The following is a 24555-nucleotide window of genomic DNA, read 5'->3' on the forward strand; positions in this document are numbered from 1 at the left end:
TATAATAAGTTTTACTTCTCCAAATCGGCCAAAACGATCTTTTATTTTGAATTTTGAGTAAATTGTGAGGTGAAGTTTTGAGTTTCTAAAAAGACTTTCCCAAGTCAAGCCTATAAAGCCAAATTTCCGATAATTCCTAATTTTAATGCCAATAGACTGATTTTTAACTTATTTCCCCAGAATGATTACCAGCTCATGAAAACCCGTCTTTTTCCGATTTTAATCGTATTCCTTTTTTTCGCATTTACCAATACTTTTGCACAAAGTCCCCGCTTTATTATAGACAGCCTGAAACTTCGCGTTCAGGAGTCACTTCCATCAGACCAACTTGCAAATATGTACGGGGAATTGAGTTGGCAATTCGCCGCGATCAGTATTGATTCGGCGATTTACTATGGACAAATAGCGGTAAAAAAAGCTGAAGAGGCCTCAGATCCTAAGATTTTGGCTCAAGCCTATTCTGATTTAGGCAGTGGGATTTTGCAAAAAGGCGACTTGAATGAATCTAAAATATTGTATCAAAAATCCCTTGAGATTCGCCGGGAAATCGGTGATTCTCTTGGGATGGCTAAGTCCTACAATGCTTTGGGGTTTATTTATCAGCGGAAATATGAGACCGACACTGCCTTGGATTATTTCTTAAAGGCGCTTCCGATTTTTCAAAAATTCGATGCTCAGCTCAATGCCCCAGCAGTGCTGAATAATCTTGGAGTGATCTACCAAAACCTGCCTGATTACGAAAAAGCAGAAAAAGCCTACAAAGAAGCTATTGCTATTCGGGAACAGCTTGGGGATTTTCGATCAGCAATTGGGTCTTACAATAATTTAGGGACTATATATAAGTATCTGGGTGATTTCGATAAAGCAGAACCTTATTTTAAGAAGGCTATTTCTAAATCTTTAGAACTCGATGACCCGATGAATCAGGCGATTTCCTACCGAATTTATTCTATGTTTCTCATGGAAAAAGGCGAAATGGAGCAATTGGAAGATGTGGCTAGAAAGGGTTTGGAGGTGGCAAATCGGGTGAACACGCAATATGAAATAGCTTCGTTAGAAACAGCATTGGGGACTTCTCTTAACGCTCAAGGGAAGTTCCGGCAGGCAAAGCCTTATCTTCTCTCAGCTGCAAAAAACTTTCAAAGTCAAGGTTCTGAGGAGGATGTTTTATTCCCCTATTTTGAATTGATTTCGGTATATGCTGCTATTGGAATGGGGGACAGCTCCCGCTTTTATTCCAATCTCTATCAACAAACCCTCCGAAACAAAGTAGAAAAAGAGTCCAAGGAAATAGTAGCCGAACTGGAGACCAAATACCAAACTGAATTGAAAGACCTCCAGATCGCTGAGCAACAACTCGCCATACGAAGCAAAAACATCTTGCTTTTTGGCTCCTTAGTGATTGCTCTTTCCTTGGGAATTGTAGGGTATTTGCTCTACAATCAGCAAAAACTGAAAAATCGCCAACTCCAGCAAGAAGGTGAATTGAAGTCGGCTTTGGCGCAAATCGAAACTCAAAACAAACTTCAGGAGCAACGCCTGCTGATATCGAGAGACCTTCACGACAATATCGGTGCGCAATTGACTTTCATTATTTCCGCCATCGAAAATCTGAAATATTTTGAGCCCATCAAGGATCAACTCACACAGCGCTACGATACCATTGCAAATTTTACCAGGCAGACGATCACTGAATTGCGGGATACGATTTGGGCGATGAATCGAGGTTCAGTCACTTGGGAAGAGCTTTCAATCCGAATTAAGGAATATGTGCAAAAAGCAGGACAATCGGCTTCTACTATCACTTTTGATTATGAAATCCATGATCGTATAAATCCTGAAACTACGATGACTTCGGCCGAAAGCATCCAGATTCTCAGAATCGTCCAGGAAGCCATCCAAAATGCCATCAAATATTCGGAAGCCGATCGGGTAGAGATCAAAATTGACTCCACCGGAAAGGAGCTTTTGGTGAATATTCATGACAACGGAAAGGGATTTGTCGAATCTGAGATCAAGCCCGGTAATGGGCTTTACAACATGCGAAAGCGTGCGGAAGAACTCGGAGGAAACCTTGAGATTCACTCCGATCCGGGATCAGGAACTTCCATTTTACTGATTTGGCCAGCAGGTTAGAATCAAGAACTTTCAATAAAGATACTTTTTGGCTGAAGCACAATCTCTGAGAAAATTGGTGAGTAAAATCGCTCCTATGAATAGGAATGTGGCTTTAGCCCATTCCATCGAGAATAGAAATGTTAATCAGGCTTTAGCCAAAGTGTCTCTAAAAATGTAGGCCGTTTGTCGTATTTTCTTTGAAGTATCTCAGCGGTAGTTTTGATCTAATTAGGGACATACTATGCTGGGATTACTTGTGGAAAATGGTTTTTTGGGATTACTCGCCATTTTGGTATTGGGAAGCCTGATTTTGCTCCATTATTTACTTTTCAAAGAATATGCCCGACAGGAAAAAATCCAGATCCAACGACTCAAAGACTTTGAAAAACTGGTGAATCTGGAGATCAACCGATCTCAATCGCTTTCAAACTCAGTGCACAAACTGCAGGAGATGAAAGAAAAAACCGATGAAAAGCTGGAGGTACTTAAGCTTCAGGTGGAGGGGATACGGTTACTTGATAGAGACATTGAAAAAAAAGTAAAATTGAGTTGATTTTTATTTTGTCGACCTGATTTTTAATAAATTGACCATTATGGAGATTAAACTTCCATATGGATTAAAGGATGGCGAGATTGTAACAATAAACGATGTAGCCAGCGGGTTAGCCTGTGGGTGCGTTTGCCCTGCCTGCAAAAAAGCATTGGTGGCCAGAAAAGGTAAAATCAAAGTACATCATTTTGCCCATTATCAAGCAGACGATTGTGGAGGAGGTCTTGAGACAGCACTTCATTTGATGGCTAAGGAGGTAATTGCTCAAAGTGAAACTTTCACTACTCCAGAAGTTTACATTCTTAAAAACAGGTATAGGATTAAGGACGCGACCGAAATTCAGATCGAAAGGGTTACTCTAGAAAGCCGTATGGGAGAACTCATACCAGATATTGTTATTGAAACAAATGGGAAAAAGCTTCTAATTGAAATCGTGGTCACCAATCGAGTATCTAATTCAAAGTGGCAAAGAATCCAATCGGAAAATCTTCCTACCCTCGTTTTTTATGTGAAGAAGCTTTTTCTAGATGTCGAAGACTGCCCTTTGGAAAAGCAGTTCTGGAAAGCGGGAAGAAATCAAGGAAGGCCTCATGCGAAAATTAAAGAGGACTGTAGAAAATGTCCTTATTGTATCGAGGAAAATTTATCGAAGGTATTTTGCGTAGCTTATTTAAAAAATGATTTGAGAAAGCTTATCCCAAAGTTGGTTTGATTTGGGTAAAGTAATTTTAAAATCAAAAAAGGAAGATTTTAACTATCTTCAATTTTTTAACATTTATCCTGACCAATGGCAAAAGCCGATATCGACTTTGAAAAAGAACTCTGGGATGCTGCCAACGAACTCCGTGGTGCAGTATCTGAGAACAACTATAAAAACTACATCCTCCCCCTCGTATTTGTCAAGCATCTGAGTGAGCGCTATGAGCAAGTCCATTCTGAACTGGAGCAGCTGGTACACGATCCCAGCTCGGACTACTTCACCGCCGACCCTGACGAAATCGACTACGTCCTCGAAGACCGGGACGAATACCGCTCACGAAATACCTTCGTCATTCCCCATGCCGCTTCCTGGCAATATCTCAAAGACAACGCTGAGCAGGACGACATCAAAGTCAAAGTGGATGATGCCTTTGATGTTATTCAGGACTTGCTCACCACATACAATCCTCAGCTCGTAAATCTGCTTCCGCGGATTTTTGTGAAAAGCGAACTTTCCGCCAAGCAAACTGGAGGGATCATCAACCTGCTTTCCCATCCCAAGTTTTCTGAAAAGGAAAATCCCGAAAGTGATATTCTGGGCCGGATTTACGAATACTACATCGGCCGATTTGCCATGGCGGAAGGCTCCGGAGCGGGGCAGTTTTTCACGCCGGGAAGTATCGTAAGATTGCTCGTGGAGCTACTCGAACCCTACAAAGGACGGATCTTTGATCCCGCCTGTGGCAGTGGGGGTATGTTTGTCCAAAGTCTCAAATTCATCAAGGAGCATGGGGGCAATAAAAGCGACATATCGGTCTATGGACAGGAGATGACTGCTCAGACCCTGCGTCTCTGCCTGATGAATCTGATGCTGCGCAACCTCAGCTTCGATATCAAGCTGGGTAATTCCCTGCTCGATGATAAATTCCCAAATCTCAAGGCGGACTTTGTGATTGCCAATCCGCCCTTCAATGTGAGTAACTGGCACCCGGAAGACCTGCCCGAGGGCGACCCGCGACTCTTTGGTCCTCGGGAGGAATTCACCACCGACGGCAGTGCCAACTACATGTGGATGCAGACCTTCTGGCATCACCTAAGCGATACGGGCACAGCCGGGATCGTGATGGCAAACGGTGCCATGACCTCCAATACCAAAGGTGAGCGCAATGTCCGTCAGTACATGGTGGATCAGGGAATGGTCGATGCCATCGTCCGCTTGCCCGACAAGCTTTTCCTGACCACAGGGATTCCCGCCTGCCTCTTTATCCTGAGCAAAAACCGGGACGGCAAGGACGGAACCCACCGGGAGCGAAGAAACGAAATCCTCTTTATCGACGCTTCCAAACTCGGCACCATGGTCAGCCGCAAGCTTCGGGTGTTTTCGGACGAAGATATCCGCCGTATTGCCGACACTTACCATACCTGGCGCACCGTCCCAGCGGGAGATCCCGTCATTGCGAGCGACGCAGGAGCGAAGCAATCTCAACAAAAGCAATCCCCCTACCAGGACATCGACGGCTTCTGCAAGTCCGCCACGCGGACCGAAGTCCAAAAGCAGGACTACAAACTCACCCCCGGCATCTATGTCGGTACGGAAGCCGAAGAAGCAGACGGGATTCCTTTCGAAGAAAAAGTGGAAGGTCTCAAATCCACCTTGCTGGCCCAGTTTGAGAAAGCAGAGGAACTGAAAAAACGAATACTTGAAAATTTTGATAAAATCTAGAATGTGAAAACAATTGCTAAAATCCAGTTTTTGAGAACTGATATCTTCGATCAATTCTTTAACGGTGACCATTATTTTCTTAATAACTTAAATTTAGTCCACTCCATTGGGGATAACTGGCTGGCCTTGAAAGATCATGTTATAAATAATGATGAATCAACCGCAAGGCTAAACATTTTAAATCATGTAAAGGATAATATAGGAACATCTGATCTAATTGAAGGAAAAGAACCTCAAATAAAGTATGATATAGATTTTCAGCCAGTTAGTCTCAATGTAGATTTAGAAAACTCAGATGATATTATCATTTGTAGAATAATCGAAATATCCCAAACCGAAGAGGAGTAGTGCAAGAAAATTGGATAACATATAACTTTTCGGAGCTTTTTGACATTTCATCAGGGCTTTCAAAATCTCGTGACCAATTCGGGTTTGGACACCCTTTTGTCACATTTAAGAATGTTTTTTACAACTTTTTTCTACCTAATCAACTTGGAGAATTAGCAAACACTAATGAAAAGGAACGGATTTCCGGATCAGTTTTAAAAGGGGATATTTTTCTTACCAGGACAAGTGAAACACTTCATGAGCTTGGTATGAGTTCGGTTGCTTTAAAGGATTATCCCAATGCAACTTTTAATGGCTTCTGTAAAAGACTGAGACTAAAAAAAGATGCTCCGATCCAAGTTGATCCTGTATTTATCGGGTATTTTTTAAGAAGTCATTTCTTTAGAAATGAAGTTACCAAGCACGCAACTATGACCACACGTGCAAGCTTAAATAGTACAGCGATAAAAACCCTTCAAGTCACTTTACCTCCATATGAAGAGCAATGCGCGATTGGCCAAGTTCTAAAACCCCTAGACGACAAAATCGAACTCAATCTCCAGATGAATAAAACCCTGGAGGAAATGGCGATGACACTCTACAAGCATTGGTTTGTGGACTTTGGGCCTTTCCAAGACGGGAACTTTGTCGAATCGGAATTGGGACTGATCCCGGAAGGGTGGGAGGTGAAGAGGTTGGATGAGTTTTATAAAAATTCTCAGTATGGCTATACTCAGAGTTCTTCTTTAGAAAAAATTGGGCCAAAATTTTTGAGGATAACTGATATTCAAGGTGGGAATGTCCAGTGGGAAAATGTTCCATATTGTATATCCAGCGACAAGGATTTTGAAAAATATAGAATTGTCAAAGGGGATTTGTTCGTTGCTCGAACAGGAAATAGCACAGGAGAAAATGTTTACATCCTTAACGCTCCGGAAGCAGTATTTGCAAGCTATTTAATAAGGTTTCAGTTTGATGAACTCTTCAAATCTTTTTACGTGGCAAAAAATTTTAGAAGTAAAAGGTTTTTCGATTATGTAGAAGGAGCCAAAGTAGGATCAGCTCAGCCTGGAATAAGTGCCAGTACCTTAGGAGAGTTTCTACTCGTAATTCCTCCAGCAAAATTTCTTGTGGACTACTTTGAAAAAGCTTTCTCGTTTGAGGAGAGAAAAGAAGAAAATCTAATCGAAAACCAAACCCTTACCACCCTCCGTGACACCCTTTTGCCCAAGCTGATCAGCGGAGAAGTGCGGGTCAGAGATGTGGAAAAACAGCTAAGCGAGGTGCTATGAGCGATTTTTTGGAACATACCGTACAGCATGCCGCCATCGAATGGCTTCAGGAGCTCGGCTATACTCATCAGACAGGAAACAGTCTGACCCGGGATCTGAAGAAAGTCGTCCTGGAAGAGGAGCTTCGGAAGTTTATGAAAATCACCTATCCCGAGCTGCCCGAGACCGTACTGACGGAAGCCCTCGCGGCCTTGGTTCAGCAGCCTAGTATGGACGTGGATTACCGCAATCGGGACTTTCACTGCAAGCTGACGCAGGGCATCTCCATCGCCTGGAAGGATGCCCATGGGAAGGAATTTGCGAAGCATATCTACCCGATCAACTACGCCGAACCGGAAAAGAACAGCTTCGTCTGCGTGGATGAGCTCACCATCGTCGGCAAGAATACCCGCCGCACGGATCTCCTGATCTACATCAACGGGCTTCCGCTTGTGCTTTTTGAGTTTAAAAACATGTTTGACGCCACCGTAGGCATCGACAATGCACACGGTCAGATTGGCCATTACCTGCTGGATATTCCCCAGCTCTTTGATTACAATGCACTCACCATCGTCTCCGACGGGATGGAAGCCCTGCATGGCATGTATGGGGCGGATCTGGAGTGGTTTGCCCCTTGGAAAAGTCTCGACGGCACCGAAACCGAACAGGCGCGGGAACTCCAGTTGGAAACGCTGATCAAGGGGCTTTTCCCCAAAGAAACCCTGCTGAATTACTTGCAGCATTTCATTTTTCACGAAGATCACAACGGTAAGCTGATCAAGAAAGGCGCGAAGTACCATCAGTATTGGGGCATCGACACGGCTGTGAAATCTGCTTTGTCCAATATCAAACCCCATGGCGATGGCCGAATCGGGGTGATCTGGCATACGCAGGGTTCGGGCAAAAGCATCTCCATGGCAATCCTGACGGGGATTTTGCGACAGCTGCCCGAGATGCGCAATCCGACGATCGTGATCCAGGTGGACCGAAACGATCTGGACTTGCAGCTTTACGAAAACTTTGTGCTTGCCAAGGATCTGGTGGGAGACGTGCAGCATGCGGATACGACCGATGAACTGCGGGCCTTGCTGAGTTCGGACGGAGGTGGAGTGATCTTCACCACGATCGAGAAGTTTCGGCTCAAGGATCTGGAGGAAGGCAAAGAAAAACTCCATCCGGTGCTCTCCGAGCGGTACAATCTGATCGTGATGGCGGATGAAGCACACCGAACGCAATACGGTTTTAAGGACGGAGGTTTTGCGCAGAATATCCGCAGGGCTTTGCCCAATGCGTCTTTTATCGGATTTACCGGTACGCCCGTGGACAGCAAGGATGCCGATACGGGATTGGTTTTTGGCAAGACCATCCATACCTACGACATCAAGCAGGCGGTGGAAGACGGAGCGACTGTGCCGATCTACTACGAGCCGAGGATGGTGCCTCTGAATATCAAGGCGGAGTTTGCACAGGAACTCGAGGAAGTGGAAGAAGAAGCAGAGGAGGCGACCAATGCGGTGTGGGCAGCCATCGAAGATGCCGCCGGGGCGACTGACCGCGTTCGAAGGGTGGCGGAGGATATTTTGACGCACTTCCATGCCCGCACCCAAACGCTGGAAGGCAAGGCGATGATCGTCTGCATGAGCCGCCGCAACTGCGTCAAACTATATGATGCGCTCACCGCTTTGCCGGATTGCCCGGAAGTTGCCGTGATCATGACGAGTAATGTGGGAAAAGATCCCAAATCCTGGAATCCCCATGTACGGACAAAGGACAGTATGGAAGCGATCAAAAAACGGTTTAAAAAGGCGGACGATCCGTTGAAAATCGTGATTGTCCGAGATATGTGGTTGACGGGTTTCGATGCGCCCTGCGCCCATACCCTCTATGTGGACAAAGTGATGAAAGGTCATAGCCTGATGCAGGCTATCGCCCGTGTCAATCGTGTATTCAAAGACAAACCCAATGGCGTGGTGGTGGATTACATCGGGATTTCGGGATTTTTGGCCGAAGCCACCAAGAAATATACTGCCGGTGGAGGCGAAGGAAAGCCGACTCTGGACATGGCAGCAGCTGTGTCCCTGTGTCTGGAACAGTACGAGAAAGTCAAAAATCAAATCGGCGGTCTCGATGTGGAAAGCCTCAGCAACATGACTTCCGCCCAAAAACTCAGCTGGTCCAATCAGCTCGTGAATAGCTTACTGGCCTCAGATGAGGTGACTGATTCCTTTTTACATGAAGAGCGAAAGCTTACTGAACTGATCGCTATGACGAGTTCGGACGAGCGAATCTGGGATATTCAGGAAGGTGTCGGCATCATTCAGAAAATCAGGGAAGCCATCCGCAAGATTAAAATCCCTCCCGGACCGCAGCGGGAAAAGAATGACAAGATCAAGGACCTGATCAGCAAATCGCTGGAATCACAAAAGATCGTGGATTTGGCTGCGATGTACGATTTGGACAAGATTGACATAGCCATCATCGATGATCGATTTCAGGCCATGGTGAAGGAAAAAGGGAGCGAAAACATCAAGATCGAACTTCTCCGACGCATCATCAACGATGAGCTGAAAGTACGGATGAACAAGAATTTCAAGCGAAACCGCAAATTAAAGGATGAACTGGACCGCGTGCTAAGTGACTACCACAAAAATAGCTTGGACTCCATGGCAGCGATAAAGCATATGCTCGACATTGCCAATGAGTTTCGCAACGATGATAAACGAACCAAGCAATTGGGATTGACCGAGGATGAGTTGGCTTTTTATGATTTACTCTCATCCAATGAAAAGATCCTGAACCAAGCCGGCCCGATTCAGGACTTGGTGCACAAAGTCGTGGCATCAGTTAAGAAAAACCTTCAGCTCGATTGGACAAAGAAAGAAGAGGCGAAGGCTGCCATCCGACTTGCTGTCAAAAAGGAATTGAAAGGGAAAGTGCCATTCTCAGAACTGGACGAACTCCTCAAAGAAGTCATTCTTTATGCCGAAGGGCAGTACAAAGACTGGCCGATGGTGGGGTAATCTGTTTTTTTTAAAAAAATTGAAGCTTTTTTTAAGCAATCTCGACAGTATTTTTTCTTAGTGGCTCTTCCAGATCACTTAAGTTCAAAATTGGTAAAATGATTGGTTTCACATTCGCTTGAAGTGTCAAGTTGCTAATAAAAGCCCTCAGGTAAGGAAAGATAATTGCGATACTATTTCGATAAAAATATGGAGGAACATCGCCAAGATTTAAGTTCGCTTCAAATTGAAATTCAGTGAACAAAGATGCTGTGATCACATTGAAATTATTTTCTCCTTCAGTTAAAAAAGCCTTGAAATTAAATTTCACTTCAAAGATTCCTGTGCTTTTAGAAAAAGTGCCTGAAGGGTCGAAATCAATGGAAAGGGAATCGATTTTTGGGTTTACGGGTTCAGTGTAGGTAAAACTTTTTACCTGATACCCTTTGAAGCTAAATGCTGCTTTTTTGACCTCGCTCATACTGCGATATTACAAAAAAAAAAGACCCCGAAAAATTCGGGGTCATGTTTGATTTAACTTCAATTTCTTCAAAAGCACAGGGGCTAATTTCAGCCGAATAATGCCTGCGGAGAAACTCTACATATTCCAGAGCATTTGGTCCTTGAAGTTTTAACGCTTCAATTTCGGCCCATTCTTGCTTTAGTTTGGCTTTATCTTCATTTTTCAAATGATGACGAAGCTCTTCGATCCATGAATTTTCCATAAAAATATTAGTTAAGCATATGCACTGTCTACGTAATTATCCGGGAAAACGATAAGGTAATCTCTTAGAGATAAACTTCTTTTCTCAAATAAGCACAATTGTATTGCGGGTCGCAAATCTAAGAAAGTTTTGTTGGTTTCAATAAATTTAAGCCTAAAAACCAGTCCTTTGATACTTTGGTTCGGCGAAAAACTACCAACACCGAGAGCCCGGATGGCACTGTATGGAAACTTGCCGGTTTTTCTCAAAAATGCTATTACGTTAGGAACAAACAAAGTTTCAGATTTAGCAATTCCTTGATTTACCATTTCTTCACACACTTTTTCAAATTCTAATCTATGATTTCCGTTTCCATGCAAATCCCAACAAGTTTCGTCTAATATCCCGTAAGCTCGACAGATTACATAACCTTTTTTTAGGTAGTTGGTTTCACCCCACCAATGACCCAATTCAATGTGAGTGTCCCAAAAATAGTATCCTTCACTTAACCATGCGCCTTTGTGTCGACAGAGAAAAGGGCCTTCTGCTTCAATTTTCTCCGGATTTTCGCGATCCTCTAAAGTTTGGTAAAGGGTTATTTCCATTGCTCTAAACTAAGAAAAAAAATATTTTTAGTAGGATTCAAATTTGGGTTACTCTAGACAAATATAGAAGTTCTACAAAAATAGAACAGGGCAAAACTGAGTTCGGATTTTTTTAGTCTCATTGACACGAGAACCTAAACTTCACAAGGATCTTGGCTGTCTTTTTGCCATTCAGTTATCATACCATTTTCAATTTCCCCATTCCATGAAGCAATTCCTGCTTATCATTTTTATAACCCTCTCCATCGGATTTTCTGCAAGCGCTCAATTCGCCGAAAACAATAGCCTTTATCTTGGTTTTGGGCCCACGGTTGGGAATTACAGTGGACTTGACCTGAATTTTAATTATGCCCTACAACGAAAATGGTCTGCTCAAATCGGGATAAAATCAGGAATTCGAGGTGCAAAAAACAAACCCGATGATTTTTCAGGCGGAATTTTGGGCATACTTTCCAGAGGACTCACCAATCCTAAAGATGAGATTACCAGCTACCAATTTTTAGTGGGGAAGATGATCCTATTGGATGGGGAAGAAGGAAATTTTAGATTAAATCTGTTGACTGGTCCTTCGATCAACAAATTCAGAAACGCTGTCAATTTTCAGCGAAGCACTGAAAATGGAGTAATCTTTGGCACCTACACTTTTGAAATGGAAAAGGACTCTGGGATAGGTTGGATGCTCAAACCAACCTTTGAGATTCCCCTTGGGAAAGTGATAGGCTTTGGTGTCAGCCCGTATGCCAACTTCAATTCTAAGAACATGGCCTATGGATTGGATTTACAAGTTCTGATCGGAATCCTTCAGCCTTCGAGGCAATCCAAATCCAGGTATTAGAACGCTGGCTAGTTAAAATTGCCGGTTTTCTAAATCACCGTCACCCGTACCTTCTTTTCCTTTAATTTCATGTTGTTGACTTTGGGGAGAAGTTTCTCCAATGTCGTCGTTTTTACTCCCACAAAGGCACAATCGGTTTTCAATTCAATCACGCCCAACTGATCTTTTTCGAGATTTCCCTGCTTGAAAAACAGTCCAGCTACATCGCCTTTGGAGATTTTGTCTTTTCGACCGCCCGACACGAACAAGGTGCTCCACTCCGAAGGCGGAGGAAGTTTTGACTTGGTGAGTTTTTCGATGGGAAGATTTCCGATAAAATCCGGCAGAGGATCCCGTTCGTAATGAAGGACATAGGCTGTTCCGTCACTGTTCATCCGTGCTGTTCGGCCATTTCGATGGATAAACTCCTCGCTTCGCAGGGGAAGATGATAGTGTATGATAAATTTGATTTCCGGTACGTCAATTCCTCTTGCTGCAAGATCGGTTGCCAAGAGAATCTGATGAGTCCCATTTCGGAATTTGATCAATGACCTTTCCCGATCAGTCTGTTCCATTCCTCCGGAGAAAATCCCATGAGAAATGCCATGCTCTTCTAAGCACTCGCTTACCCGTTGGATTGAATCTTTAAAATTGCAGAAGATGATCCCGTTTTGATTTCCCAAGTGACTGATCAGTTCTACGAGAGTCTCCAGTTTGTCCTTTGTTGGAGACAAGACCTTTTTGATCTGAAGCTGTGTGATTTTATCCTCTAAAAAGTCAACGGTGACTGGTGATTTTAAGCCGACAAATCGTGGGATTTCCACGCCTTGTGTAGCAGAGGTCAAGAGCATCTTTTTTACTTTGGGCAACAAGTGAAGAATATCTTTCATTTCACTTTCAAAGCCGATTTCAAGCGATTTATCGAATTCATCAAGGACAAGCGTCCGGATAAAAGAAGTGTCAAATGCATCCCTTCTCAAGTGGTCTGACACTCGGCCCGGCGTACCAACCAATACCGCCGGTCGGTGTTTGATTTCAATTCGATCCTTGGAACCTGCCCGACCTCCATAAACGGCATTTACTTTGAATCCTGTTCCCATTTCCCGCATGACCTGCTCAATCTGAATCGCCAATTCCCGGGAAGGCACGATGACCACCTGTTGAATTTCCTCACAAGTAGCATCAAGTTCCTGGATCAAAGGAAGCAAGAAAGCAAGGGTTTTACCAGTTCCGGTTGGGGAGAGTAAAATGATCTCGTTGGAAGATTTGATTGCATTTTGTGCGGCAAGCTGCATGGGGTTTAATTGTGAAATTCCCAGTTTGGAGAGAATTTCTTCTTGGCTTTTTTGCGGGGTAGACATGCGACAAAGGTAGGGGAAATGAAATTTGAAATTAGCTGGTAGCAGAAACTGATTGAATAACGGGTTTTCTTAGGTCCCCTTCGATGTTCTTTATTTGCGATTCGAGGTTCGGAATTTTTTTAAAATTGAAATACTTTTTATCAGTTGAATAAAAAGCTCCCGCTGATTTACGCTGAAAAAAGTCGCAGAAATTCGCTGATTTTTTTAAATGATGGAGATGAACCTAGTTGATAAAGATGAAATTCAGATTTGACATAATCTTAAATCTCAAATTCTCAAATCTCGAACACCGAATGATGAATATCGAATGATGAATATCGAATCGAGATTGCTGAACTTCTAATGTCGAATATTTAAAACGCCCGATACCCCAGCCAATCCACCTCCAATTCAAATCGTTCCTTGGGTTTTTCCAGAGATTTTGAATTGGTCTCCACAGACCAGTTGTTTGTATGCCAGAAGTTCATCCGGTATTTGCTGGGATGCTGAGGAATTCCCCGTTCTCCTTTATAATCCCAAAGCACTACGGTATCGGCCGTAGTCGGATGAAGCATCCACCAGCGAATCCTGTCCGGCTGCCAGTCAAATCCATAGGTGTGAAACTGTGCCGAGGCGTCAAACCCTTCGATGGCTTCGATTAATTCGGGAAAGTTTTGGCTGCTACCGGTAAGCTTTTCTCTGGTTTTGGTATGATCCTCCCGATACTCAGTCGCGTAGATAATTCCTTTTGCCAAATTGATTGTCCTGCCAACCCGCTTCAGTTTACCGGATTCACCAGTCCAGGTGCCCATGTAGACCACTTCGGGATCGGCCAATAGCCACTCAAAGTCTATTTCGCTCAGTCCCTTTTCTTTGTCCATATGATAAGTGAAATACCCAACCACCGCACCGACATTCGGTTGGATTTCTCTTGGGTCAGGGACCTTCAGCCTTGCTGAATAGCTGCCAAAATGGGTGAATTTGCGAGAAATGATCTCAGGGCCTTTGCCGGCTCCTGCTTCTTCTTTGGGATGGATTTTGAAGGAGAGTACCTTTGAATCGGCGGTTTCTGAAGAGGTTTTGCCTGAATTCCATTTCCATCCTACCTTTTTTCCAGTCGATCCATAGTGGAAAAACTCGGATTTTCGACCTTGAAAATTCTCTAGAAAATCGTCGTGCAAGTCTACCTCTTGCGAGTCAGATTGGAGAAATATGGAGGATAAAATAATGGAAATCAAGAATATTCTCATGCAGCTAAAGCTAGGAAAAAGTAATTCAGAAACTCAATCGGGCAAGGCAAAAGCGACATAAGCATCACCGCTTTTCGTTCCTTTTCCTCCTCCGCAGGCAATGACCAAAAACTGCTTTCCATTTTTCTCATAGACCGCAGGTGTCGCATGTCCGGCGGCGGGGAGTTTTGCTTCCCAGAGAATTTTACCGGTTTCTTTATCAAAAGCTCTGATTTTTTCATCCTTGGTCGCTGCAATGAAAATCACTCCACCGGCTGTGGCAACTGGTCCTCCATAATTTTCGGTTCCAGTTGGAGCAAATCCCTGCGTACTGAGTGAATCAATTTCACCCAAGGTTACCTGCCATTTTTTCTTGCCGGTATTCATGTCAATAGCGGTAAGTAGTCCCCACGGTGGATTGGAACCGTAAAGTCCTTCCTTTGTGACCAGCTTTTTATACCCATTCATGTAATATTGAGGATAGAGTTTGGAGCTTTTGGCTTCCAGCTCCTGCTTGTCACCTGCATCCGCTTTTCCCATTAAGTAATCGATGAGAATCAATCGCTCTTCTTTGGTAATATGTCCAAAAGCAGGCATTGCTCCACGTCCCATTCTGAGAAGTTGGTCCAGGGAATCAGGCGTGTATTTATCTTTCAGCCCGATCAAGCTTGGCATAGCGGGCAGGTTTCCTTTTCGGTCTAAGCCGTGACAATTGCCGCAGTAGTTGGTGTAGATCGACTGGCCCACGTTTCCAAAACTTGCATTCGGCGTCATTTCAATCACCCAGGGAATTTGATTGGCATTGATGTACATCGTCTGAGTCCCGGGATCAAAAGATGCTCCACCCCATTCTGCACCACCGTCCATGCCGGGGAAAAGCACGATGGGTTTCTCAGGATGTGGAGGTGCCCATGTGTCCCCAAAGATTGCATTTGCGAGCTGAGAGCGGATGTCCGACTCCCACTCCGGCTTGAGATTGAGGATGTCTTTTTCCTCAAATACCATCTTCATAAATGGCTCAGGTAAACTTGGAATGGGCTGGGTTGGAGAAGTTTTTTCCCCACCCAATACAGATTGTGTGACCGGAGTTTCCACTATAGGCCAAATTGGTTTGCCGCTTTCACGGTCGAACACATAGGTCATCCCCTGCTTGGAGATCTGGGCTACTGCATCGATCCATTTGCCGTCTTTTTGGATGCGAATAAGATTGGGTGGAGCTGGGAAATCCCGATCCCAGACGTCATGATGAACGGCCTGAAAATGCCAGATTCGCTCTCCGGTTTTCGCATTCAGTGCTAAAAGTGAATTGGCGTAAATGTTATCCCCATGCCGATAGCCTCCCCAGAAATCATAGGTTGCCGAACCGGTTGGTACAAAGACGATTCCTCGATCTTGGTCGACGACCATTCCGGCCCAGTTATTTGCGGCTCCGATTTGCTTGACGTATTTGGGATCCCAAGTTTCATAGCCGGGTTCACCCTCATGAGGAATGGTATGAAAAATCCATTCCCGCTTTCCCGTTTTAATATTGTAAGCTCGAACATGTCCCGGTGCAGCATCCAAACCTTCCGAGAGGCGCATTCCCATAATCAGCAGGTCTTGATATACTACTCCTGGCGTGTTACTGACAATCAGGAAATCCTCCAAATCCGTATCCAAATCCTTTCGCATATCCACTTTTCCCTGATCACCAAAACTTAAAATTGGCTCTCCGGTCAGTGCATTGACAGCCATCAACCAATTTCCTGCTGAAAATAGGATTCGCTTGTCTTCCCCAGATTCCCAATAAGTGACTCCCCGGTTAGTTCCTGCCCAGGAATTTTCCCCGCCCAAAACCTGAAAAGGATCAAATCTCCAAACTTCTTCTCCAGTGGCAGCATCCAAGGCAAAGACATTCAGTTTGGGTGTGGAGCCATACAGCAAGCCATTGACCACGATTGGTTGGCATTGAATCTGACTTCGTTCCGTGGCGTCGCCAGTGTTGTAAATCCACGCAACTTGGAGTTGAGCTACGTTTTCGGCTGTGATTTGGCTGAGAGAAGAATATCGGGAACCGTCCTGAGGGCCTCCATAATTTGACCAGTCGGTATAGTCGATTTCAGAGGTTGATTTTCCGCAGGAAAGAAGTAGAAAAACTAAGCAAAGGCAGAAAAGCCAATTTTTGAAGGTCATTTGGGTGGTGGGTTTCGGAATGATAATATCGGATGATTTTTGAATCCTTACAAAATTTATATTCCTCGTAAGGACTTGGGTCACCCAAAGGAAGTTTTTTACCTCTTTGGCAAAATGATATCTCGCAAAGTCGGGAAGCCGCAAAGGGGGATTAAAAATTTGAAACTTGACCCTTTTGACAATGTTTTTAATGAATCTCGTAAAAAAGCTTAGCGTCTTGGCGAGAGAGCAAAATGCCGGATTTTAGAATGATGTTGAAGCCAAAAACCCATTGATCTTCTTATCAAGCGTCCAGATCTTTTTTTGGTTTTGGATGGCTGCGAAAATGATGATGGAGTCAATCAAACCGATGCCTTTGTTGAATAATTCGTTTTTTTGGGAAAAAACTCCAGCTTCAAAAATTTGGTTTGGCGCATCTAACTTGGGTAAGTTACGGTAGTAAAGTTCGATCATCTCCAATTCTCGCTTCCCTTTGGCTCCCTGCATCAATTCCGCAAAAATCACCTCCAAGGTACAGACAGACCCAGAGACTAAGAGCTGTTGACAAGGCTCGAAATACTCCGGGTTTCCTTTGAAATACTCGATCCAGATAGACGTGTCAAAGATTACCTCCATCTAGGATTGATTTTTACTCCGAAGCTGCTCAGCGGTATAATAAAACTCAAGAGGCTCGGAGACAAGAGACTCAGATGCCCGTTTGATTTTTTCAATTGCGATGTATTGGGCAAGTGCCGTTTTCAATGCATCGGTGATGGTTGCAGCACGAGATAGCTCCATTGCTTCTTTGATCATTTCTTCTGGTATTAAAGCCGTTATCTTCATTTTGGATTTTTGATACCAATATACGATAGATCATCGTATTCAGACAGCCTTGAAAGGTGTATTTGAAAATCTGTGTAAGAATGATGTTTGTACACAACTTTTACCTAATCTGAATTAAACTAAACACTGGAAGTAGTCTCGAGATAATTTCTCTTAAAATAGGGGTTGGATCTTCTTATCCAGGTTGAAATCAATCCTTCTTCAATATCGATAGCAGGAAATCAGGCCATGTGCTTCATCGAGTTTTCTTGCTTTGAGGAGGTTTTACTTTGAGTTACCTCTTCGAATTTATTTTCATAATCCTCTCGCAGTGTTCCGAAAATCCGATCCCAAATCAACGTGTACAATCCGTAGTTGCCATGGAAATACTGATGGTGCTGGTTGTGTGCCGTGCCGGTATTGATCCATCGGCCGATCCAAGTGCGCTGAAAGTTTTTGGGATAAAGTTCATAGCCGAGATGTCCGTACACATTGTAGGAGAACTGGAAAAGCATAAATAATCCGAATGCAGCCTGATGAACCGGCAGAACAAAACCCAAAACCAAGATAATTCCTGCCTCAATCACTGCTTCAAAAGGGTGAAATGCATACGCCGTCCAAGGAGAGGGATTGGTGGAATAATGGTGGACTTTATGAATAGCCTTGAAAAGTCGGGGATGATGCATCAGTCGATGTGCCCAATAGAAATAGGCATCATGAATCAAAAACATCAGGGGAAAACTGAGGTAGAAATACCCCCAACCGAATTTTTCAACGTCACGGTAGTACAGCGTGTATGGGGATAACAATACAAATACGACCGCTGCCATCGTGGCAAAGATTAGAATCGTAATGAGCGAATAGGTAATATCTCGGGAGTAATCCTTCAGTTTTGGAAACTTAGCCTGCATTTTACGACTGGCCAAAATCCCATTAAGTATGAAGTAAAACAGGAAAAATACGGTGCCTGCTATCAGGAAGTAACGGAAGGTTACATTCCCTGCGATTCTTGTCCATCTAAAGAAGAAGTCTTCCCAAATCATAGTTTTGGTGTATAAAGCCTCTCAATTTAGGAAAAGAAGTTCTTTGTCCCAAAAACTGGTTACCTTATTGAAAAGGGGTTCCAAGCTTTGTAAATTCTTAAACTTTTTAGCGCCTTTGTGCCTTTGTGGCAAATCTTTGAAGGCCAATTTTTACCTTTGGGCCATGTGGAAAGAAATCTCCGTCCTGATCCATAAGGAAATCACGCTGGAATGGCGTCAGAAATACGCCTTGAATGGGATTTTATTGTATGTGGTTTCGGCGGTTTTTATCACTTATCTCAGCGTAGGTGCCAAGATGGGGAACCTTTCCATCCCCACCTGGAATGCGCTGTACTGGATCATTATTCTTTTTTCGGCAGTCAATGCCGTTGCCAAGAGCTTTGTGCAGGAGCATCAAGGCAGACAACTTTATTACTACATGATCGCCTCGCCTGAGTCGATTATTCTTTCAAAAATCATCTATAACACCGGATTGACCTTGATTTTGGCCTTGCTTGGCTACGGAGTGTTTTCAGTGATATTGGGAAATCCCGTTCAGGATCAAGGATTGTTTCTGACCAATCTGATTTTGGGATCAGTGGGATTTTCTGCCAGTTTGACCATGGTGAGTGGGATTGCATCCAAAGCTGGAAATAACGCAACACTGATGGCGATTTTGAGTTTCCCGGTGATTATTCCAATTCTGCTGATGGCGATTCGGATTTCCAAAAATGCCCTAGACGGGCTGGATTGGAGTGTAAGTGCGGATAAGCTGCTCAGCCTTTTGGCCATCAATGCGATTGTGGGTGTGACAGCGTATATTTTGTTTCCTTATCTGTGGAGAAGCTGATAGGGAAGTACGAGGTTTGAAATACGAAGTACGAGGTGCAAAGAAGTTTCAAGCTTGAAGTATCCCATTTGGCGACTTTGCAATCTTCCAACTTTTCAACTTTTCTATCCTTCAACTCCCTCCTTTGTGAGGCAGGTCCTCAGTGTGACAGTAATTTTCCAATTTTTCAATCTTCAAATCTTACAATTCTCACTTCAACTCGCTAAAATCAAAGGTATGAATCACCATTTCATTCTCATTGAATTCAGGATTATCCGGGTGCATTGGGAAGAGATTTAGTCCTTTTTCATCAACGAAGTAGCAGTGCGCATAATATGAATTGCGAGGCATTGGGAACTCACCCAGTAACTCAAAGTTTCCACCATCATAAATGCTAAGCACAAAATAAGGAGGAGTAGCACTGAACTGCATTGGGTCTGTATTTTCGGGAATCTCTTCCCCCGGCCAGCCAAACCTGTAGAGTAGCTCACGATGAGGGTCATAAGTCAATCCGAAATTCTCAGCATTTTTGTAAAGCGCCCTCATGTTATCTTCAATAGAAAAGGAATTTTTGTCCCGTAAAAAATACTCGTTTGAATAATTTTTGGTGAAGTTAGTCTTTAGAATATGCTCTTTTATTTTTGTTTTTTGTGGCTCAATCTCATACATGATATCACTAAATGCGTGAAGTAAAAAAATTGATTTAGAGGAATTCGTCCCCGAAAAAGTAATTTTATTATTCTTTTCGATAACTGTTTTTGTTAGGGTATGTGGTAAGGCACTTAGCGTTCCGGAAGAATAATTTAAAGCTAGAAGAGGGGGATATTGATTCAGAACTGATTCATCGAGTTGATTTGGCTTTAGCATGCTCAAGGTCGAAAGCTGAGCAATCAATTGATCGTCAAATTCAAAAAACATATTTGAATATCTCGTCATAGAAGCGAGGGTCATGCCAAGAGGAGATAATTCATTGTAATCAAAGTTGCCGATGATTTTCCCTGAGCTATTGAGAAGTTTCACTTCATACACCATCGTGGGGATATAAATGCTATCAGGGGTGTGAACAAAAAATCCCAAAGGCCGCCCCATACCATTCGGTCCTTCACGCTCTAGTTTAATCGTGTTGATTAACTTTTTGGATTTTAAGTCAAAAACTCCGATGGTTTCCCTGTCTGAATTCCACCAGTATAATTTACCGCCAAGCAACTGAATAGCTCTTGTAAATGGCTCTGTTTTTCTGTCGATTTCTATTGTAGTAGTATCTGATATGTAGTCGAGCGGATTTTCAGAAAGAACCTTTGGTTGGGAACATGAAAAAAGTAATGCAATTAAGAGTATAAATGGAGATCTATTCATAAGAAGGAATAATACCATCCCTTTCAATAACAAAAGAGAAAGGGATGGAAAATTAAAATTTACTCGACTACAGGAACATCACAATTTGTTCCCGAAACAGCACATAAACCATCGTTTGCAGTCCAATTACATTCCATGTTTCGCTCATCCCACTTACACCAATTTGCAGCCTGGGCTGAAACAACTGCTGTCGATCCAAAGAAAACTACAACTAGGCCACATGCAGCCAAAAGAGATTTCATCTTGTTTTTCATATGTTTATAATAGTTTTAAGCGGCCATATGGAATCTTCGCATGTTTGATAATCATCCCTCTGTGTGACACCGAAGGGTCATGCTTGATTTCATAAAATTTGTTTTTAAAAGTTAAACATTAAATATAGTTGAAAAGTATTAACTGAATTTCAAGTTTAAAATAAAACTTACACCCCCTCCCAATATTTGGTTTGAATGGATTTAATTTAGTTTCTGTGGGAAATATGAATAGTGTGAAGTTGATGGTAGTGAAAAAAATCCTTTGATCTGGGTGGTGCGCACTTTGCAACCTATCAACTTTGCAACCTTTCCACTTACCAACTTCCCAAACCTAATTTTTCAACTCTTCGACTCCCTCCCTTCGCGAGGCAGGTGCTCAGACTGACAGTAATTTTCCAATCTTCCTATTTTTCAACTCTTCGACTCCGCTCAGAGTGACAGTAATTTTCCAATTTTTCAATTTTCCAATCTTTCAATTTTATATTTAGCTCATGAAATCGAGAATTACGATATCTTCTCACACTGGGGAATATCCAAATGCGAGATTCCATATGGCCGCTGAAAAAACATTATGATCATATGAAAAACAAAATCGCCCTGATCACCGGAGCTACGTCCGGGATCGGAAAAGCCTGTGCGTTGACCCTTGCCAAAATGGGTTTTGATATCATCGGAACCGGCCGAAGAGCTGATAGACTGGATGAGTTAGCAAAGGAATTGGAATCTGGAATTCGCTTTTTGCCCCTAGTTTTTGATGTGCGTGAGCGTGAAAAAGTCGGTGAAATCCTCGGAAATCTCCCCTCAGACTGGTCAGCGGTAGATATTCTGATCAACAATGCCGGAAATGCCCACGGTATGGATCCAATTCAAACTGGCAGCCTGGACGATTGGGATGCGATGATGGATATCAATGTGAAGGGATTACTCTATGTGTCCAAAGCGATCATTCCCGGCATGACTGAGCGCAATTCGGGGATGATTATCAATATTGGCTCCATCGCCGGCAAGGAAGTTTACCCTAATGGAAATGTCTATTGCGGTTCCAAGTTTGCTGTGGATGCGATCACCAAAGGCATGCGGATCGATTTGAATCCTTTCGGGATCAAAGTAATCGGAATTCATCCGGGTCTGGTGGAGACGGAGTTTTCTTTGGTGCGCTTTAAGGGAGATGAAACCCGTGCCGAATCGATTTATAAAGGCTTCGAACCACTTTATGCTCAAGATATTGCGGAGATAGTTGAGTTTGTGGTGAATCGACCTGCTCACGTGGTCTTGGCGGATATTGTGGTGCTGCCGACTGCTCAGGCTTCCGCTACTTTGGTCAAGAAAAATCTAGTGTGATGCGCAAATCCATTGCCTTAATTCTGGGTTTAAGTTTTGCCTGCGCTCCTCCTCAGAAAAGTGACCAGGAATTGTTCACGGAACAGCAACGCGAAGCGATCGAATCTCCACTGGAGGTGATTGAACAGGCGGAGCTACCAGAGTTGGAGAAAACATTGATCGCTCAGGGTTTGGTAGATATTGAAACCGTCATTCCAGGGGTTCGAGTGGAATTGAAGTATTCTACCGAAGATAATTTTTTCGGAAAAGATGTTTACGAAGACCATGTGCGATGCTACCTCCAGCCTGTGGTAGCTGAGATGCTCAGAAAGGCACAGGAGAGTTTGCAGCGGGATTATCCCAATTTGACCTTATTGGTTTATGATGGGGTGCGCCCTTTGAGCGTGCAACAGATTCTCTGGGATGATTTGGACAAACCGGACAGCATTAAGCCACTCTATGTGGCTGATCCCAAAATCGGTGGCTTGCACAATTATGGTGTTGCGGTGGATCTGACCATTTTCGATAAGGAATCTGGTAAGCCTTTGGATATGGGTACGGCCTATGATTACTTTGGGTATCCTGCCTATCCTGATCGGGAAAAACAGATGCTTGCAGAGGGAAAAATCACCAAAACCCATGTTTCCAACCGGGAAATCCTCAGAAAAGTGATGATCGGGGCAGGCTTTACAGGAATCGGTAGCGAATGGTGGCATTTCAATGCATTTTCACGGAAGCAAGCTGGAGAGAAATTTAAGCTTATAAAATAAGACGTTAGTATTAAGACGCAAGTATCAAGACTGAAACAATGGTCAATTACCAATGGACAATGACCAATGATCAATTACCAATGGACAATGATCAATTACCAATGATCAATGACCAATAATCAATGACCAATAATCAAATTCAATTTTCAATTTTTGAATAAACCAATAACTCAATGGTCAATGATCAATTACCAATGGACAATGATCAATTACCAATAACCAATAACCATTAACCCAAAACCTATGAATCTCAAACCCACATTTCTTACCCTTGCGCTGGTATTCACTTTCGCTTTAGGAGCTTTTGCGCAGCAAAATCCAAACATCAGAGCCCTGGTTTTCTCCAAGACGGCAGGCTTTCGTCATCAATCCATTCCGGAGGGTGTTGCTGCTTTGAAAAAACTGGGTCAAACCCATGTCTTCAATGTCTACACTACTGAAGATGCCAACCATTTCACGGATGAAAATTTGGCCAAGTATGATGTCATCATCCTGATGAGTACTACTGGAACAATCTTCAATGATGCGCAGAAAGCCGCTTTTCAGAAATTTGTCCGGAGCGGAAAGGGTGTGGTAGGAATCCATTCTGCCACGGATACGGAATACGAATGGCCTTGGTACAATCAGATGATTGGTGCTTATTTCTTGGCGCATCCGAGACAGCAGACTCTTCGACTTCAAGTTGTAGATCAAAATCACCCATCTACTTGGCATCTTCCAAAAAACTGGCTTTGGACAGACGAATTGTATGAATTCAGAAATGTTAATCCAAACATCAAAGTCTTAATCAACGCTGACGAAACAACCTACGAACCAGCAAAGGCGATGGGGGCCAATCACCCGATGGCTTGGTATCATGAGTTTGACGGAGGAAGAGTATTTTACACAGCACTTGGACATGTTGAGTCCGCATTTTTGGATGCAGATTTCCTTAAGCATTTATATGGTGGAATTTGGTATGCCGCCAAAGGACATCTGCCGAAGTGATTTTTCCAAAATTTAGAGGCTTCGGAACTTCCGAGGCCTTTTTTGGTTTGTACCTTATTATAACTTCATTCCCATGCTGAAAGCTCAAGCCCGACCCGTACACCTCTACATGGAGGCCAATCCCAATCCAAATTCACTCAAGTTTGTCGCCAACTTCATGCTGGTGGAGGATGGTGTAAGTTTTGATTACCCGGATGCCGAAAGCGCCCAAAACAGTCAGCTTGCCCGTGAACTTTTCAACTTTGCTGCCGTACAGCGGGTGTTCATCGCTTCTAACTTTGTTACGGTTACAAAAACTGAGACGGTGGAGTGGATGGAAATCCAAACTATTATCCGGGATCATATTAAGCAGTATTTAGAGTCAGGCCAAAAGGCTGTAACCGCGAGTTTTGAAAAAGATCCGCTATTTGATGAAAATGACTCTGAAGTCGTCAAAAAAATCAAAGGAATTCTCGACGAGTACATCCGGCCCGCGGTGGAGCAGGACGGTGGTGCCATAGTATTCCATTCTTTTGAGGACGGTATCGTCAAAGTGCAGCTTCAAGGCTCCTGTTCAGGATGCCCAAGCAGTACCGTAACACTCAAAGCCGGTATTCAAAACCTGTTGACCCGAATGCTTCCTGAGGTTAAGGAAGTGCAGGCAGAAGGTATTTAATTCTAACAAT

Annotated in this window: 24 protein-coding genes; 13 read left to right on the top strand and 11 right to left on the bottom strand. The window is 43.4% G+C overall.

What is annotated here, in order from left to right; translation table 11 throughout:
* Positions 1–195 precede the first annotated feature (195 nt).
* The 7 genes from BLQ81_RS09140 (at position 196) to BLQ81_RS09170 (ending at position 9708) form a co-directional block, all read left to right on the top strand.
* The gene (locus BLQ81_RS09140) at positions 196–2136 is read left to right on the top strand and encodes a tetratricopeptide repeat-containing sensor histidine kinase (protein ID WP_092729652.1); all 1941 of its coding nucleotides are present in this window, start codon (positions 196–198) and stop codon (positions 2134–2136) included.
* A 223-nt stretch (positions 2137–2359) separates the two neighbouring features.
* A complete protein-coding gene (locus BLQ81_RS09145) occupies positions 2360–2671 on the top strand; it encodes a hypothetical protein (protein WP_092729653.1) in 312 nt (103 codons plus the stop codon).
* A 40-nt stretch (positions 2672–2711) separates the two neighbouring features.
* Positions 2712–3380, top strand: coding sequence for a competence protein CoiA family protein (locus tag BLQ81_RS09150; protein ID WP_092729654.1), 669 nt, complete (start codon positions 2712–2714; stop codon positions 3378–3380).
* A 75-nt stretch (positions 3381–3455) separates the two neighbouring features.
* Positions 3456–5090 (top strand): type I restriction-modification system subunit M, encoded by a 1635-nt coding sequence (locus tag BLQ81_RS09155; protein WP_092729655.1) that lies wholly within the window; start codon positions 3456–3458, stop codon positions 5088–5090.
* A 3-nt stretch (positions 5091–5093) separates the two neighbouring features.
* On the top strand, positions 5094–5438 hold the full coding sequence (locus tag BLQ81_RS09160) for a hypothetical protein (protein WP_092729656.1): 345 nt from the start codon (positions 5094–5096) through the stop codon (positions 5436–5438).
* On the top strand, positions 5438–6709 hold the full coding sequence (locus tag BLQ81_RS09165; RefSeq protein ID WP_139183602.1) for a restriction endonuclease subunit S: 1272 nt from the start codon (positions 5438–5440) through the stop codon (positions 6707–6709). The genes BLQ81_RS09160 and BLQ81_RS09165 overlap by 1 nt, the downstream gene beginning before the upstream one ends.
* Positions 6706–9708 (top strand): type I restriction endonuclease subunit R, encoded by a 3003-nt coding sequence (locus BLQ81_RS09170; protein ID WP_092729658.1) that lies wholly within the window; start codon positions 6706–6708, stop codon positions 9706–9708. Before BLQ81_RS09165 ends, BLQ81_RS09170 begins: the two co-directional genes overlap by 4 nt.
* A 31-nt stretch (positions 9709–9739) precedes the next feature.
* Here BLQ81_RS09170 and BLQ81_RS09175 read toward each other — a convergent pair whose 3' ends face one another.
* Genes BLQ81_RS09175 through BLQ81_RS09185 form a run of 3 tightly spaced genes read right to left on the bottom strand, consistent with a single transcriptional unit; the run spans position 9740 to position 10996 of the window.
* The gene (locus BLQ81_RS09175) at positions 9740–10168 is read right to left on the bottom strand and encodes a protein-export chaperone SecB (RefSeq protein WP_092729659.1); all 429 of its coding nucleotides are present in this window, start codon (positions 10166–10168) and stop codon (positions 9740–9742) included.
* A complete protein-coding gene (locus tag BLQ81_RS22230) occupies positions 10140–10412 on the bottom strand; it encodes a hypothetical protein (protein WP_092729660.1) in 273 nt (90 codons plus the stop codon). Before BLQ81_RS22230 ends, BLQ81_RS09175 begins: the two co-directional genes overlap by 29 nt.
* An 11-nt stretch (positions 10413–10423) precedes the next feature.
* The gene (locus BLQ81_RS09185; RefSeq protein ID WP_092729661.1) at positions 10424–10996 is read right to left on the bottom strand and encodes a hypothetical protein; all 573 of its coding nucleotides are present in this window, start codon (positions 10994–10996) and stop codon (positions 10424–10426) included.
* Positions 10997–11201: 205 nt separating this feature from the next.
* Here BLQ81_RS09185 and BLQ81_RS09190 point away from each other — a divergent pair, with 205 nt between their 5' ends.
* Positions 11202–11831, top strand: a complete 630-nt coding sequence (locus BLQ81_RS09190; RefSeq protein ID WP_092729662.1) for a hypothetical protein — start codon at positions 11202–11204, stop codon at positions 11829–11831.
* 29 nt (positions 11832–11860) lie between these two features.
* Here the strand turns inward: BLQ81_RS09190 and BLQ81_RS09195 are convergent, their stop codons facing one another.
* The 6 genes from BLQ81_RS09195 to BLQ81_RS09220 form a co-directional block, all read right to left on the bottom strand.
* Entirely contained in the window at positions 11861–13171 is a 1311-nt protein-coding gene (locus tag BLQ81_RS09195) for a DEAD/DEAH box helicase (protein WP_092729663.1), read from the bottom strand.
* A 353-nt stretch (positions 13172–13524) separates the two neighbouring features.
* Positions 13525–14400 (bottom strand): glycoside hydrolase family 16 protein, encoded by an 876-nt coding sequence (locus BLQ81_RS09200; protein ID WP_092729664.1) that lies wholly within the window; start codon positions 14398–14400, stop codon positions 13525–13527.
* A 33-nt stretch (positions 14401–14433) separates the two neighbouring features.
* Positions 14434–16551, bottom strand: a complete 2118-nt coding sequence (locus tag BLQ81_RS09205) for an outer membrane protein assembly factor BamB family protein (RefSeq protein WP_092729750.1) — start codon at positions 16549–16551, stop codon at positions 14434–14436.
* Positions 16552–16794: 243 nt separating this feature from the next.
* Positions 16795–17166 carry a PIN domain-containing protein gene (locus BLQ81_RS09210; protein WP_092729665.1) on the bottom strand — a complete coding sequence of 124 codons (372 nt, stop codon included), beginning with the start codon at positions 17164–17166 and terminating at the stop codon, positions 16795–16797.
* Positions 17167–17373 carry a DUF2191 domain-containing protein gene (locus BLQ81_RS09215; protein ID WP_092729666.1) on the bottom strand — a complete coding sequence of 69 codons (207 nt, stop codon included), beginning with the start codon at positions 17371–17373 and terminating at the stop codon, positions 17167–17169. It abuts the gene before it with no gap.
* Between the two features lie 221 nt (positions 17374–17594).
* Entirely contained in the window at positions 17595–18395 is an 801-nt protein-coding gene (locus tag BLQ81_RS09220; protein WP_245693224.1) for a sterol desaturase family protein, read from the bottom strand.
* Between the two features lie 163 nt (positions 18396–18558).
* On the opposite strand from BLQ81_RS09220, the gene BLQ81_RS09225 reads away from it, so the two are divergent.
* Positions 18559–19224, top strand: coding sequence for a heme exporter protein CcmB (locus tag BLQ81_RS09225; RefSeq protein WP_092729752.1), 666 nt, complete (start codon positions 18559–18561; stop codon positions 19222–19224).
* Between the two features lie 189 nt (positions 19225–19413).
* On the opposite strand, the gene BLQ81_RS09230 is transcribed toward BLQ81_RS09225, so the two are convergent.
* Both BLQ81_RS09230 and BLQ81_RS21975 read right to left on the bottom strand, forming a co-directional pair.
* Positions 19414–20559, bottom strand: a complete 1146-nt coding sequence (locus BLQ81_RS09230; protein WP_175454200.1) for a DUF4221 family protein — start codon at positions 20557–20559, stop codon at positions 19414–19416.
* A 59-nt stretch (positions 20560–20618) separates the two neighbouring features.
* Complete coding sequence (locus BLQ81_RS21975; protein ID WP_139183603.1) at positions 20619–20813, bottom strand: hypothetical protein; 195 nt, start codon at positions 20811–20813, stop codon at positions 20619–20621.
* A 579-nt stretch (positions 20814–21392) separates the two neighbouring features.
* Here BLQ81_RS21975 and BLQ81_RS09235 point away from each other — a divergent pair.
* The 4 genes from BLQ81_RS09235 to BLQ81_RS09250 all read left to right on the top strand — a co-directional run bounded on the left by BLQ81_RS09235 (position 21393) and on the right by BLQ81_RS09250 (position 24545).
* The gene (locus BLQ81_RS09235) at positions 21393–22154 is read left to right on the top strand and encodes an SDR family NAD(P)-dependent oxidoreductase (protein WP_092729753.1); all 762 of its coding nucleotides are present in this window, start codon (positions 21393–21395) and stop codon (positions 22152–22154) included.
* Positions 22154–22903 (top strand): M15 family metallopeptidase, encoded by a 750-nt coding sequence (locus BLQ81_RS09240; RefSeq protein WP_092729668.1) that lies wholly within the window; start codon positions 22154–22156, stop codon positions 22901–22903. The genes BLQ81_RS09235 and BLQ81_RS09240 overlap by 1 nt, the downstream gene beginning before the upstream one ends.
* A gap of 243 nt (positions 22904–23146) precedes the next feature.
* The gene (locus BLQ81_RS09245) at positions 23147–23890 is read left to right on the top strand and encodes a ThuA domain-containing protein (protein WP_092729669.1); all 744 of its coding nucleotides are present in this window, start codon (positions 23147–23149) and stop codon (positions 23888–23890) included.
* 73 nt (positions 23891–23963) lie between these two features.
* Positions 23964–24545, top strand: a complete 582-nt coding sequence (locus BLQ81_RS09250; RefSeq protein ID WP_092729670.1) for a NifU family protein — start codon at positions 23964–23966, stop codon at positions 24543–24545.
* Positions 24546–24555 lie beyond the last annotated feature (10 nt).

The organism is Algoriphagus alkaliphilus (assembly GCF_900103735.1).
Taxonomy (GTDB): Bacteria; Bacteroidota; Bacteroidia; order Cytophagales; family Cyclobacteriaceae; genus Algoriphagus; species Algoriphagus alkaliphilus.